Source organism: Paenibacillus sp. FSL R5-0928 (genome assembly GCF_037970385.1).
GTDB classification, from domain to species: Bacteria; Bacillota; Bacilli; order Paenibacillales; family Paenibacillaceae; genus Paenibacillus_AQ; species Paenibacillus_AQ odorifer.
This window is the reverse complement of sequence record NZ_CP150225.1, coordinates 1534375-1548176: the sequence shown is the minus strand read 5'-3', so window position 1 is coordinate 1548176 and position 13802 is coordinate 1534375. Positions and strand designations below refer to the sequence as shown.

12 protein-coding genes and 1 pseudogene are annotated in these 13802 nt (G+C 42.2%); 4 read left to right on the top strand and 9 right to left on the bottom strand.

Going from position 1 to position 13802, the window contains the following annotated elements; all coding sequences use genetic code 11:
- Nucleotide 1 precedes the first annotated feature (1 nt).
- Together MKZ16_RS06800 and MKZ16_RS06795 are read right to left on the bottom strand one after the other, a co-directional pair.
- Nucleotides 2–1225 carry a Ger(x)C family spore germination protein gene (locus tag MKZ16_RS06800; RefSeq protein ID WP_076107222.1) on the bottom strand — a complete coding sequence of 408 codons (1224 nt, stop codon included), beginning with the start codon at nt 1223–1225 and terminating at the stop codon, nt 2–4.
- Complete coding sequence (locus tag MKZ16_RS06795) at nt 1222–2736, bottom strand: spore germination protein (protein ID WP_038569269.1); 1515 nt, start codon at nt 2734–2736, stop codon at nt 1222–1224. The genes MKZ16_RS06800 and MKZ16_RS06795 overlap by 4 nt, the downstream gene beginning before the upstream one ends.
- 145 nt (nt 2737–2881) lie before the next feature.
- Between MKZ16_RS06795 and MKZ16_RS06790 the strand changes: the two genes are divergently transcribed.
- A complete protein-coding gene (locus MKZ16_RS06790; RefSeq protein ID WP_076107223.1) occupies nt 2882–3985 on the top strand; it encodes an endospore germination permease in 1104 nt (367 codons plus the stop codon).
- Nucleotides 3986–4528: 543 nt separating this feature from the next.
- Here MKZ16_RS06790 and MKZ16_RS06785 read toward each other — a convergent pair.
- Nucleotides 4529–4942, bottom strand: coding sequence for a zinc ribbon domain-containing protein (locus tag MKZ16_RS06785; protein WP_036679993.1), 414 nt, complete (start codon nt 4940–4942; stop codon nt 4529–4531).
- A 286-nt stretch (nt 4943–5228) separates the two neighbouring features.
- Between MKZ16_RS06785 and MKZ16_RS06780 the strand changes: the two genes are divergently transcribed.
- Together MKZ16_RS06780 and MKZ16_RS06775 are read left to right on the top strand one after the other, a co-directional pair.
- A complete protein-coding gene (locus MKZ16_RS06780) occupies nt 5229–5447 on the top strand; it encodes a PspC domain-containing protein (RefSeq protein WP_038569266.1) in 219 nt (72 codons plus the stop codon).
- Nucleotides 5448–5506: 59 nt separating this feature from the next.
- On the top strand, nt 5507–6199 hold the full coding sequence (locus tag MKZ16_RS06775) for a PspA/IM30 family protein (protein WP_076099515.1): 693 nt from the start codon (nt 5507–5509) through the stop codon (nt 6197–6199).
- Between the two features lie 28 nt (nt 6200–6227).
- Here the strand turns inward: MKZ16_RS06775 and MKZ16_RS06770 are convergent, their stop codons facing one another.
- The 4 genes and pseudogenes from MKZ16_RS06770 to MKZ16_RS06755 all read right to left on the bottom strand — a co-directional run.
- On the bottom strand, nt 6228–6938 hold the full coding sequence (locus MKZ16_RS06770) for a DNA alkylation repair protein (protein ID WP_036679998.1): 711 nt from the start codon (nt 6936–6938) through the stop codon (nt 6228–6230).
- 22 nt (nt 6939–6960) lie between these two features.
- Nucleotides 6961–7578, bottom strand: a complete 618-nt coding sequence (locus tag MKZ16_RS06765; protein ID WP_038569263.1) for a DNA-3-methyladenine glycosylase — start codon at nt 7576–7578, stop codon at nt 6961–6963.
- Between the two features lie 183 nt (nt 7579–7761).
- Nucleotides 7762–8433, bottom strand: coding sequence for a VWA domain-containing protein (locus MKZ16_RS06760; protein WP_036680121.1), 672 nt, complete (start codon nt 8431–8433; stop codon nt 7762–7764).
- Between the two features lie 111 nt (nt 8434–8544).
- A pseudogene (locus tag MKZ16_RS06755) lies at nt 8545–9060 on the bottom strand (TerD family protein); the annotation flags it as partial.
- 111 nt (nt 9061–9171) lie between these two features.
- Between MKZ16_RS06755 and MKZ16_RS06750 the strand changes: the two are divergent.
- Nucleotides 9172–9828: a 3'-5' exonuclease gene (locus tag MKZ16_RS06750; RefSeq protein ID WP_036680002.1), complete on the top strand. Its 657-nt coding sequence runs from the start codon at nt 9172–9174 to the stop codon at nt 9826–9828.
- A 69-nt stretch (nt 9829–9897) separates the two neighbouring features.
- Here the strand turns inward: MKZ16_RS06750 and MKZ16_RS06745 are convergent, their stop codons facing one another.
- Nucleotides 9898–10854: an HD domain-containing protein gene (locus MKZ16_RS06745; protein WP_076107227.1), complete on the bottom strand. Its 957-nt coding sequence runs from the start codon at nt 10852–10854 to the stop codon at nt 9898–9900.
- 197 nt (nt 10855–11051) lie between these two features.
- Complete coding sequence (locus MKZ16_RS06740; protein WP_076107229.1) at nt 11052–13349, bottom strand: FMN-binding protein; 2298 nt, start codon at nt 13347–13349, stop codon at nt 11052–11054.
- Between the last annotated feature and the right edge of the window lie 453 nt (nt 13350–13802).

Here is a 13802-nt window from a genome sequence, read left to right as displayed (position 1 = left end):
TTCACTCCTTGATTTTTTCAAGAAAAGAATTATCTGTGAGACCCACGCGGTTAATAACTGCTGAGGCTTTGTAATGGATGCACAATGATTTAAGGTAATCGTCACCCTTTTGTTGCTGCAGCTTTGCCCAAGCTTTAGGGCTGGCATGGTAGATCGATTGTCCGAATCCCATAATATCAACATTGAAACGATCATTTACATGCTCCACAGTTTTTTGCATCCGCTCTATAATCCGCTCCTCTGTTTCCTTTTCCAAACGTTTTATAGTGCTTTCCGATTCCAAATTTTCTACACTTTGCACTTCTTCAATATTGCAAAGCGTCTTAACACTAAGGTAAATATGCGGCTCCCCATTAATGATTTTCACTTTGCGTTTAGTTGTAGCCTGGATCGCTTCGATTACTATGGGCTTTCCGTCTTCCCCTGCGATCGAGCCAGAATGTGCGGTTACCTTATCGTTGATATAATTGTAACCAATCGTTTCTCCCTCGTTTAGCCAACCGATCAACTTGTCTTTTTTGAACACAGCTACAGTATGGTATTCCAATCTTGCCTTAGGCATTGTTCGCTCTACATTGCTTTTGTCTTCTCCATCTTTGGGATCTCCTATAATTTTCACTCCGGTTAGCACAGGATTCTCACCTTCAGACAATAAATTCTCAATAAAATCATCCAGCGTGACAGCGACTGTTTTTGCTGAATCTTTATAAGAATTATCCAAGGAGCTAAATAATTTGTTCGCTGGTAATTTATCCATAGGTGTAAGGACATTCAAGACATTGCTGGCGGTTGTATCTCTGGCAACCATAACGTAGAAATCCATCCGGGGTTCCCGACTTCTTTTAAATACATCGAGTATCTCACCCACTCCGGTGCGGGCAAGCTCCTCCCCAATCACCAACACCCGGATATGACCGAGATAACTTGACCTAGAGCTATCCAGATTCAGCTTACGCAGCGCATCATAAAACGTAGGTACAGTAAATTTATATACAACCACTGGGACTCCACTGCCTCCCCCTCCTCCATTCGTTTGGGAGGAAATCGCAGATGGAATAACGACCTGCATCGAAACGGTATAACCTTTTTCTGCCTTGTCAATCCCTATCCCCAAGACAAAAGCTATCTCATTCAGCTCATTTCTTTCCCAACAGCCGCTTAGCACTAACGTAAATTGGAGAGCTATCATTAATCGAAGAACGCCTCTAACTAATTTTTTATTCATTTGGTTGGTTCCTTATCACTGGATGTGCTTTGACGAAACAGGTTCTGCGTCTTATTCTCAGCAGGCCTTGTCTTTAAAAACGGCCACGGAAAGCGAAAAATAGAGTCTTTTAAATCTTTGGAATTATACGGTCCGAGCGGACTCATATAAGGCATTCCGAAAGAACGCAGACTCGACAAATGCAATACGATGATGAAAATACCGAAGAGAATTCCATATAATCCGATAAATCCGGCCAAAGCTATAAGCACAAAACGGATCATCCGCGCAGCTATAGACATTCCTGTCTCCGGAATAACAAAACTAGAAATGGCTGTTAGCGATACAATAATGACCATTGCGGATGAAATAAAACCCGCTGCTACCGCGGCTTGTCCAATCACCAACGTTCCGACAATGGAAATCGCCTGACCAATATTTTTGGGTATCCGCACCCCGGCTTCCCGCAAAATCTCATAAGTCATTTCCATGATCAGCGCCTCAACAAAAGCAGGAAAAGGAACACTCTCCCGCTGGGCAGCTAAACTGATTACAAGATTGGTCGGTATCATCTCCTGGTGATAGGTAGTAATCGCAACATACAATGAAGGGGCAAGCAAAGTAATAAAAAATGAAATAAAACGAACTAATCTCAGCAATGTTCCAATATCAGCCCTTTGGTAATAATCCTCAGCTGACTGGAAAAATGCCACAAAAAATGTGGGCACCAGCAGTACAAAAGGAGTTCCATCAACAAGAATGGCCACTTTTCCTTCCAAAATACCCGCTGCAATCGTATCCGGACGATCACTGTTGTATACGGTAGGAAAAGGTGTAACTGCCGTCTCTTGAATAAACTCCTCAATATATCCACTCTCGAGAATACTGTCCGTATCTATTTTATTCAGACGGCGCTTTACCTCTTGCACCAGTTCCTTATTCGCGATGTTACTTAGATACATAATGGATACGCTGGTTTGAGTCACCCTTCCGATCTGAACGGTTTCCAGCCATAAATGGCTATCTTTGATTTTTCGCCGAACCAGTGCCGTATTCGTCCGTAAATTCTCAGTGAATCCTTCCATTGGACCCCGAACAACCGACTGTGAGCTAGGCTCCCCTACATTACGATCTTCCCAGCCTGGTAAGCCGATCCGCAGAGCGCTGGATAACCCGTCAAGCAGCAGCATTATATTACCGGACAATAAATGATGAATAAATTGGCTGTAATCGTCAATGACGGCTATATCGCCGGCTATTAATATCTGTTTCTTAATGATCTCAAACTTCTGCTCGGGAGAAAGCCCCCTCAGCTGTTCGTAAGGAATGTGTTCCTGCAAGGAATACAAAATTGAATTATGCAGCACCTGAGTATCCACAAGACCATCTATGTAAATCAAAGAAATATGAGTGTTCTCTTCTATCTGCAACTCTTTTATCACTACATCAGAGCTTTCACCCATCAATTGGTACAAATTAGCAATATTAACTTCCAACCGGCTTGATAATGTACCAATCTCCGTATCTTTCATGATGCAGCCTCCACTTCTCCATAGATAGATGAGTATAGTTTGATGTTAATTATGATAATTATTCCTTCGGATTAAAAAATCGGGATGGCATAATTCTGGTAACTACAACCATACTAAAACTAGTCCAATAAATTTGAGGGGGTATATGAGTTTGGAGAAAGATCGAATTAGTACCAATCAAATGATTATACTCGGGCTATTCACATTTATTGGGGATATGGCGCTTGTGTATCCGGCGTTAATGATATCAGGAGCGAAACAAGATGCATGGATTGCTGCTTTGATTAGTATTCCCTTGGGTCTAGTGACCATAAAATTGTTACTCTGCTTAGCAGACCTTGAACCCAACAAGAATATTATCGAGCTTAGCCTACAAATTTTAGGAAAATGGGTCGGAACTGCTGTGGCCTTATTCTATTTAGGGTTCTTCCTGATTGCTGCCTCCACCTACATAAGAGAAATTGAAGATTTCATGTGTACACAGATTTACGAGAAAACACCCGGTGGGGTTATTCGTTTCATGGCCATTTTCCTGCTGGTATATGGGGTACGACTTGGCCTAGAAATATTGGGCCGGGCAGCTCAGCTTTTTTTTCCTTTATTTGCAGTTTTTTTGATCGGTCTGCTGCTCCTGCTGACCCCCGATGTCAAAATGGAACGTTTATACCCCATCTTAAACACACCAGTACCGGACATGCTTCATACTTTGATGTATGGTGTTTTTTATCCTTTTGGCGAATTGTGCGTGTTTCTAATGATATATCCTTATGCTCAGAAAAATAGCAAAACAAGCCGGGATATTTTCATAGCCTTGATCATCGGAGCTCTGGGCCTTAACCTCATCTTATTGTTTTCCCTTACCGTTCTAGGTGTTTACGCTTCTGAACATCAATTTTATGCCGCTTATATTCTTGCTCAAAAAATTAATATTGCTAATTCTCTGCAACGTATTGAAGCGCTTATGGCTACAGCATGGATTATCAGCACGTACTTCAAAACAGCAGTTTATTACTATGCTTTAACCTTAGGTACAGCCCAATTATTTAAACTCAAAAGCCACCGTCCTCTGATCATACCTACTGGATTTTTGTTATTCGGTATGTCACAACTGATTGCCAAAGACATCATTTTCTATGTAAAGGAGATCCCCGCCTACTGGGTAGATTGGGATTTCACCTGTGCATTTGTTCTGCCGCTTATGTTGCTAATTGTGTATCAATTTAAGAAACGCCGTGCTTCTAAGGTTTAAACGACACTAGATTATAGACAAGTGAAATTAAGATTGTAGATACAATCCCGCTTAAAGATCTAATTAAGCTCCGCTAAAATAATTGGGGAATTTCTGGGATTTTTGATCAACAGACTAATAATTAGGGAGGAATTCCCTAAATTTCAGCTGATTCGTTACCAATTAAAGAAATTCCCCTTATTATTAGGGAGGAATTCCCTAAATTCGTTCATTTAGAGCGAATATTGGTTATTTTCAGGGAGTTTTTCCCTAATTAGTTTTAGGCCGGCTTCGCACACTCATAAACGCAGACAACACAAACGGCCCCCGCATACTGCTTATCGCACCGTCCAATAGATATCGTCCCCAACAGGTATCACACAAAATGAATATTCCGCCGCCCAACCTAATGGCATAGAATACTTTGTGTGCGTAGCCCATAGTCTATTGGCTACAGCAAGAATCCGCTTATAGCCTTTTTACTAAAAAGAAGCTGCCTCATAAGTAGTATTCACTACTTTTGAGACAGCCTCTTTATTCATAAGTTTCTTGTATGAAGTAAATCTATTCCTTCTTATCCAAAGAAATCGAGGACGGAGTTACATCACTGACAGGTTCTTTTGCCACTTCAAAAGTGGATCCGCAGGCCGGACAAAAGCGTGCCTCGATCGCCACATTCCCACCGCATGCTTTGCAATGCTTTACATCGGACAACTCAGCAATTTGCTGAAGGTTCGTCTCAATCTCAGCCTTCAATTCGAGAATACGATTGATATTAGTCTCGATTTGCTCACTTGGCAGTGGCCCTGCACCTTGAGTTACGGCTTCAAATAACAGTTTGCCCATAACCTGATACTGCTGGTCAATATCATTTTGCTTACCGTTATTTTGCAGCTTCAACCGGTTAATCTCCACCACTGTTTTTGCTTTATTCCCAGCCTCGCTTACCCCTGCTTTTACTTTGTTAAAAAAACTCATATTCAGCCCCCAATTCCGTAGTAGTCATATATAAGCATATTTCGACACCGCCAGAAGTATTCCTTTCTTTATTGTACCTAACTTCGTCCATGGTTTGTAGCCTATAACCGATTTACTACCCCTTTCCCCGCCTTCCTGCGGGAACGAACCTCGACTCAGGTCTGGTATACAAAACCGCCTCCAGGCCGTTTTTTCGCATGCAAAAAGACATTAGAATGAGTACATAAGCAAACGGGTTGCAGGATTCAATAACAATCACACCCATACGAGAGGAAGAAAACAATAAATGAAAAAATTATATCGTTCCCAAAGTGATCAGAAGATAAGTGGCTTGTGCGGAGGTCTTGCTCGTTGGTCTGGTATTGATGCTACAGTAATCCGTCTCGTTGCTGTTGCCGCAGCATTGTTCAGCTTCGGAACAGTACTTATCTTCTACGTCATCGCTAGTATCATCGTTCCTAAAGAACCTTTTAACAGCTTTTCAGATGGACATGATTTCTATTAATAAATCGTCGTTTAATACAAACTAACCCTAATCCAACCATAAAAAAGGAGAGATAGAACATGAGTCTATTAAAAAGAATTTCCACAATTACTAAAGCAGCCCTACACGAAGGTTTAAACAAATTAGAAAACCCGGTGTTGCTGACAGGTCAGTATTTACGTGATCTTGAAAATGATATCGCTAAGGCGGAACGCAATGAGCGTGATCTGCAAGTTACAGCAAGTGTGTTGGAACGCCGCAAGCAAGAATATACTCAGTTAGTAGAGCAAAGTGAAGCCGAAGCCGTTCAAGCAGTTGAACAAGGAAATGAAGAAAGAGCTCGTCTGGCACTCATAGCCAAGTTACGGTACGTAGAACAGTTGGAAGAGTCCATAAATAGCCAAGTACAAACTAAGCAATCCCTTGCAGAGCTTGAGATCAATATCGCTAGAGCAAAAGAAGAGCGTGAACATCTCAAAGCGAAAAGAACTGAACTTATCGCTCGCGCTCAACAAGCGACAGAAACACTCAACTCTGCTCCACGTTCTTCTACGAAAGGTCTAAATGTAGGATCAGCTTCACAAGGTTTCGAACGAATGGAAGAAAAGATTTTCGAGTGGGAAGCATTGGCGGAAAACTCCAAAAATAAATTCAATACAGGCACAGGAATAAGTCCTTCCATCGATCCTAACCTGCGTAGCGCCGTTGACATCGAAATCGAGCGAATCCGCAACCGTAAAACCAACACTGAAGTAAACACTGAGAAAAAATAAATAGGACAACAAGCCTCTTACTACTCAGCTATTGTGCTGAATAAGGGGCTTGTTTTTTACTTCTTTTCATCCCGCGAATCCATTTTTTCGTTTCTGGATCCACACGATAAGACTCAGTGATTTTCTGCAAAGCTTTGTTGTAAGTGAAATCATCTAAGCTGTTGTTTCTCAAATAACTCATCGTAGGCTCTGGCAATTTCACATAACAAATCGAAAGCGCCCAAGAAACCGCCATTTTTACATAATAGCCTTCATGACTGACCTTATCGAGCAATTGTAAAATCCGGCTGATATACGCCTCTTCAATAAAGAAATTAAGCATCATTACCACAGCAAAACGGATTTCATATTCTTGATCTGACAATAGGTAAGGCATTATAAACTCCCACACCCGTTCTTTATTCTTTACGGTAAACTTCAGGCCTGTGCAAAAGCTATCGCATACGGACCAGTTATCAATTCTGGGAATAAAGTCTGCGATATAACGTAGGATTTCTTCAAGATCTGTCTTCACGTAGCCAAGCACCATACCTTGCAGCATCACTTCTTCAAAATAATCTGTCTCGGCATGCTCCAAATAGGCTCTCCAATCACCCTTTGCAATGATTTTAGCAAGCTTGCGCAATTCCGGTAGCCTGACGCCTATAACATTATCTATCGTCGGAATTAAGGCCGCAGAAAACTTCTGGTAGTCCACCTCTGCCAAATTCAATAGCTGTTCTCTTATTGTTTTTTCCATAGTAGTACTCCTTACCCGTCCATTATTCAAATGAAATTTCCCATAAATATATAGAAGCCACAGAACCCAAAGGAGAATAGTTTAGCCGGTATTGTTCAAATTGATCTTTGGTAAGCTTATCAAGTCCATACAGCTTCATCATCCCCCGACGAATCGCAATATCTCCCCAGCTGACCACATCCCGTCGTTCCATAGAATGGATTAACATCATTTCTGCCGTCCACTTGCCAATGCCCTTTAACGTCATAAGTTTTTGTATAACCTCTTGATCTGATAACCCAGGCAATTCCTCCAGCTTAAAATCACCCTGAGCGACCAAATTGGAAATCTCATGGATACATAGTGCCTTTTTCATCGTCATCCCACAGCTTTGAATCTCATCCGCCGTATGTAACGCTAACTGCTGCGGAGTGATGTCTCTGAACTGAGCCAACATTCTGTTCCAAATGGTCCGAACCGCTTTTACTGAAATAAGCTGTCCTACTATAGCATAGATAAGCGCAGTAAAAAGATCCGGTATAATTACACGTTCCACTCTGCCCATCCGTGCCATAGCTGCGCCAAGTACTGGATCCACACTTCGGAGATAATCTATGTCTTCTTGCCCATAATCAAAAAACTTAGTAATTACGCTGCTCAAAGTGTTTCCTCCCGTATCTGATAGTGATGACCCTAATCCTAATATACAATACCTATTTGGCAGTGTACGGATTGTTGAATAGAATAGCAAGATAGCGAAACTGGAAAAAGCCATAACATCCCTAAGATAGGTGGTTATGGCTTATTGTAGCGCATAGGCTTATTCATTCTGAATAATGTATTTTTATGCTCGCAGGATTCTTTTTTCTTTCGCTGCCCTTAGCCACATGGGGAATTCATTCAGTAGCTGATCATACAGATCTTCATCAGTCACCTTTTCAATTTGGTCCAGATGAATAAAATTGGCGTTATCCACCAAACGTCCCTTCATCGTATCAAGCTGCTTCAATACTTCAAAATCCGAGTTACCAATTCCGACAAACTGCCAAAAAATTGGTTGGACCGAAGCAGCCATAATCACATTTTTAGTGGATTTCACTACACCACCATCGTTAATAAATATGATAAATACCGGTGTAGAATCGGGTTCTTCCTCCGTATATTTTTTAATGATATCCTCCATTACTGGCGGTTCATTATTGCGGCCAAACTTATGAATGGTACGATTATTTAAAATATGTGTAAACACATATCTTCCTAAATCCTGCTCTGTCACAGGTGGCAGCCGGCTAAACTCCGTATCGTACACCCACACATCTAACGATTGGTTATCATCAAATTTGCAGGCAACGGCTAATATACGCTCAACTACTTCTTGAACGGTTCCATTATTATAAAGATTTCTCATAGATCCTGTAATATCCAGGACAACGCCTACCCTTGCGATGACTCCTGTCAGATTCTTTTTTTCTAAGGTGATCTGAACAATTTTTTTACGTAAATCAATAGAGGACAGTACATTCTTCTCTTCATAACGGATCGTCTCTAAAGGTAAGGTTAACTCAGCTGTGGCCGCTACCTCAAGGTTTCCTTCGTCTTCTTCAATAACGAGCCCATAGTTTGTACATAAAGCAGCCAATCCTCCCTCAAAGCCACTTCCAATTGCACTGAATTTCCACTCTGAACCATAGCGATATAGCTCTCCAACCACAATAGCTGTCTCCGTCGACAGGTCAGAGCCATACTCGAAAACGAATAATTCCTCACCGCTATCAGCATCCACTAAGCGTAGATAAGGAGAGGTTACTTGCTTCATAGAGTGTCCTAATTTTTCTCCTTCATAGATCGTTAAAGTTAAAGCTATTCTAGTAATATCCTTAGGAAGTCGAGAAAGCGTAATGGCGATAGCTTCTTTATCCCCTAGTTGTAAGACAGAATGAGTTACAGCTTCGTCTATAGACAACGGATTGCCATAAAAGATAAAGTTCTCATCGCGTTCGCAACGGTTCTGTTCTGACAGTAAAAAAGCAGCAGAGTCTATGCCAATCCTAATATCAGCAGTCATCCACCCAAATTTCAGCAAAAGCTTGTTCACGTTTCTCCCTTTCGTAATATCCACCTTTTGCCCCTTTATAAGCCGCACTCTACCATCTCCTTATTTTTACTGAACAGCTCATTGTGATTCACTAGATTGTATTTATCATTTTACTACTTTAATATGAAACGTATATATGATAGATAAGGAGCTTTACGAATGGACTTTATAGCAATTGACTTTGAGACCGCGAACTCCAGTCGATCCAGCGCATGTGCCTTGGGACTTGTGGAAGTTAAAGCTGGAAATATAACCGCAGAGCATTCTTGGCTAATTGACCCGCAGCAGCGGTTTGATGGCATGAACATTTCGATACACGGCATCACACCATCAATGGTAATCGGCCAACCTACTTTTCAAGAGCTATGGCCCACCGTTGAACCTTTACTACACGGACAAATCGTCGTGGCGCATAATGCTGCTTTTGATATGAGCGTCCTGCGTTATTGTCTCGATGGAATGTCCCTGAGCTACCCAAGCTTTCAATACTTATGTACCTATTTATTAGGCAAAAAAATGCTGCCCGACCTGCCCTCCCATAAACTTAATGTAGTCTCCGATTTTTTCGGCATTACGCTAAAGCACCATGATGCCTTGGATGACGCACGCGCAGCCGCTGCAATTCTAGTAAAACTTATGGAGCAGGAGGAGCACTATGATCCTCTATTGCTCTCTGCCAGTCAAGGATATACTAGCGGAACGATGTTTGCCGGTGGGTATACCCCATTTTCGACTCGCGCGAAAAAGCCTGCTAAGAAACAAGGCACTAAACATAAACCCTCCATTTATAGCAGCCGCGCCACTTTGTCGAAATAATCAAGAACATTAAAAACCCCCAACCAGTTCTTTTCTGCTGATTGGGGGTTTGGTTTTACAGAACATCACTTAAATCTTCAAACGATACACAGCCTTATTCTCTAGACCTCTGATGAACGGTGTCCATTCCTCGGTCTCCGGTGTGGTATCCAAAGCATCCTCCACCATTTGCAGCTTCGCATCCATCGCATCGATATGATGCAGAGCGACTGCCTCAGCTGTCTGTGGCTGAACAGGACTACCCCATTCGCCCAGATTATGATGTGACAATACGAGATGCTGTAACGCCATAACCTTTTCCGAATTCAAATCAATATCTAAACGGATAGCCGCTTCCGTGATCCAATTAGACGCCATCGAGATATGGCCAATTAATTTGCCCTGAACGCTGTATTCCGAGACAATCCCAAGCTGGGAGACCATCTCTTCCGGCTTCGCGATATCATGCAGAATGATCCCGGCCTTCATTAGATCTGGATTCAAGAACGGACGCTGCTTGCACAGAAAATCACCGATTTCCAGCATACGCACCATATGATAAGCAAGTCCGGCAAAATAAGCATGATGATGTGTTTTGGCTGCCGGATAATGCATCAATTTCTCTTCCACTTTACCCACACAAAAAGAGACAATTGAAGCAATTTCCGGATCCGAAATACTTGCCATAACCCCTTTAATCGTATGAATAAGGTCTACTGGACGAATTGGGGCAGAACGGATGAAATCCGTAAGTGCAACGCCATCCTCATCGTTAATCAACCTGATTTTAGTAATTTTTATTTGTAATTTCTCACGATAAGTATGAGCAATCCCGCGTACCTTCACAAGCGCCATAGGAAAAAAAGTTTCTTTATCAGTTGTGCTGGCATCCCAATATTTCGCGGATAATTGTCCAGTGGAATCCCCCAGGACGATGTCAAAATAATCTTTTGGAGGAGTGCCGTTCGTTTGTTTAATTGCCAGCTCTCTTAAAAGATAAAAGCCAACAAATTCATCTTGTGGAGCGAGCTGTTTAATTTGTGTCATGTTGGAGCCTCCTATTAATAACAGGCTTTCGGCCTGCTCTCTATATTAAACTTTAGACACTCACCTCCAAAATCCCTTTAAATCACTATACGATCTATTTTCATATTTATGTACAAGCCAAGAATATTTGAAAAAGGAGGCTACTCCCCGGCCATATTCTGGCACTGGAATATCCTCCTTTTATTATAAAACGATAATTATTTACCAGCCGATTCAAGTGCTGATTTAATAGCTTCTACCGCTTTAGCGGATATTTCTTTCTCTGCATCATTTTTTCCGAAGACTGCTGGACGGTAACCATATTTGTGCAGGCTATATCCGGTCGATGTCGACTCGATTTCACCTTTCACTGCCAGCTCCGCGTCCGTTAACTGATTGATTGTTCTTACACTTCCGTTTTTATCCAAATAATAAACAAGCATTTTGACAGGAACACCGTACTCTACATTCACCATAACATTTACAAGCTTATCGGCACTTACACCAATGAAGATTCCATCGAAATAAGCCGCTTTATTAGCTTCTACAACCTCAGCTTTTCCGTATGCTCTATCCACCGCAGTCTTTAAAGCCACGCTGCTGCTAGTTGCACCGGACACAGCATCTACTTCCTGCACGCCTTCTCTAGTACCTGCTGCGAGGAAGCTAGCCGTCAACTGAGGAATTGCTTTTACCACCTCAGGGTAAGCAGCGTTCCCTCTATCTACAAGGTTCATTCCTACACGATACAATGCTACATTTACGATTTTGCCGTTACGCAGGGTAACGTCCGCTCTGTTCGTTCCTTTATCATAAGCATCACCAAATGCAGTAAAGGTTCCGTCTTTATAGGTTCCTTGGACTTTGGATGCATTGGTCAAAGCATCTGTCAGTGCTGCTTTAGCTGCTGCCGACAATGCTTCTTGGCCTGTAATATCGGCCATTTGCACACCTTTTTCTAACAGCCCGGATGTGAGTGTAGCTACCCATCCTTTTTGTTCTGCACTCAGTTTATCGTCAGCAATCAGCTTGCCGTCAGCTCCAAACAGACTTACTTTAATGCCTGTTACCGCATCTGCATCAACATCAACTAGCAGCAGCACTTTAGATTGATTATCTACTCCGGCAAATTTGCCGTCAAAATATTGACCTTCAGCAGGAACCTTTAGCGCTTTCTCAAATGCTCTTTCTACAGCTTGGTTCCAGCTGTGACTACTTTCCGTAGCTCCGGAAATTCCGTCAACCTTTTCATCATAGTTAGCGATATATGAACCATTCGCTAGCAGCTTAGCTGTCATAGGAGCATTTGCTTTTACTACTTCCGCATAAGCTGTTGCCCCTCTGTCAATCAGGTTATTGCCAAGTCTAAACAGCTTCACATCAACCAACTTACCGTTGCGAATCACGATGTCAGCTCTTTCAACGCCAACACTTCTTGCCGTACCATAAGAGGAATAGAATCCGTCTACATAAGCAGATGTATTGTTGATTATTGCATTCTGCTCAGCATCCCAGAAAGCGTTAATCGCTGCTTTAAAGTCGGCTTCAAGACCTGCAGCAGGTTGTGCCTCTGTTCCTTTGGCCAGCAAGGCTGGAGCTATAGCTGCAACCGCTGCCGCTTGCTCAGCTGTGTAAGCTTTCTCCTCAATGAAATCACCAGCGCTGTTCATAGGATACACTTTAACATCTGTGAGCTTGTTGGATTCGTAGGTCGCAAATACAGAATATTTACCTGTAGGATCTACGCCCATATGAACTCCATCAAAGTAAACGGCATTTGTATCTTTCACTGTTAGAGCTCTTTCAAACGCTCTATCTACAGACAATTTCCAGCCATTACTGGAGCGGGTAGCTCCCGAAACAGCATCAACTGCCGCTGCTCCATCTCTTGTTTTGCCAAGCAATCTATCCTTCATCAATCCATAAGCTTGCCATAAAGCACTATAATTGTTACGGGCATCTCTATCAATCAGCTTAGGACTGGTTCTCAAAAGCTCAATGCTAGTAATTTTGCCATCTTTAATTTCGATCTTGGCACCTTCCGTGCCTTTGGAGTATGCATCGCCATAAGCTACGTAAACTCCATCCTGGTATACGTTTTCATTAACTGTAACAGGCTTTGCTGTAGCCACAGGCTTAACAGTTTCCGCTGGTACTACTGTCGCTGCTGGTGCAGCGGTTGCTTTTGGGGTTGCTACTGGTGCTGCTGTAGCTTTTGGGGTTGCTGCTGGTTTGGCTGTTGCCTTTGGCGTTGCTGTTGGTTTTGCCGTTGGCTTTGGCGTTGCTGTTGGTTTTGCTGTTGGCTTTGGTGTTGCTACTGGTTTTGCCGTTGCTTTTGGTGTTGCTGCTGGTTTTGCCGTTGGTTTTGCTGTTGGTTTTGCTGCCGGTGCATCCGCTTCTTCGGAGGCTGCCGATACTGCATCCACCTTCAAGTTTACAGCAGGCACATTAAGTGTGTAAGCAAACGGCGCTAACAATATAGCCGCGCTAACCGTTAAAGAAATTAGTTTTTTCAATGAAAATTCTCCTTTACCAAACCCCAGTGATATGTAGCTTTTTGTTAACCAAACCTTTTTCGTACGATGCGCCCCTTCTCTTCTTATGAAGCATAACTTCTCTCTTCATAAGAACTCATCCCCCCTCTCATGCTTTTGCACGCTCGATTTTCAATAAAAAAAATATCTTGAATCTATTTCATTTCTTCCTTTTAACACAAAGCTGCATAAAAGGTGAAATAATTCACATAAGTTATTATAAAAACACTTACACCCGTTTTCCATCAATTTCTGGTTTGATACTACCAGACCTTTCTGCGGTTCTTCTGTATCGAAAATCACACACCCTATAAGAAACATCACTATTTGCGATTAAAATTAATTTATACACGCAAAGTGATCTCAATAACTGTGCATTCAAGGTTAGCTATGCTATTTTAGAACGATCTCTTATATGGGAAAGGAGTTCTGTGC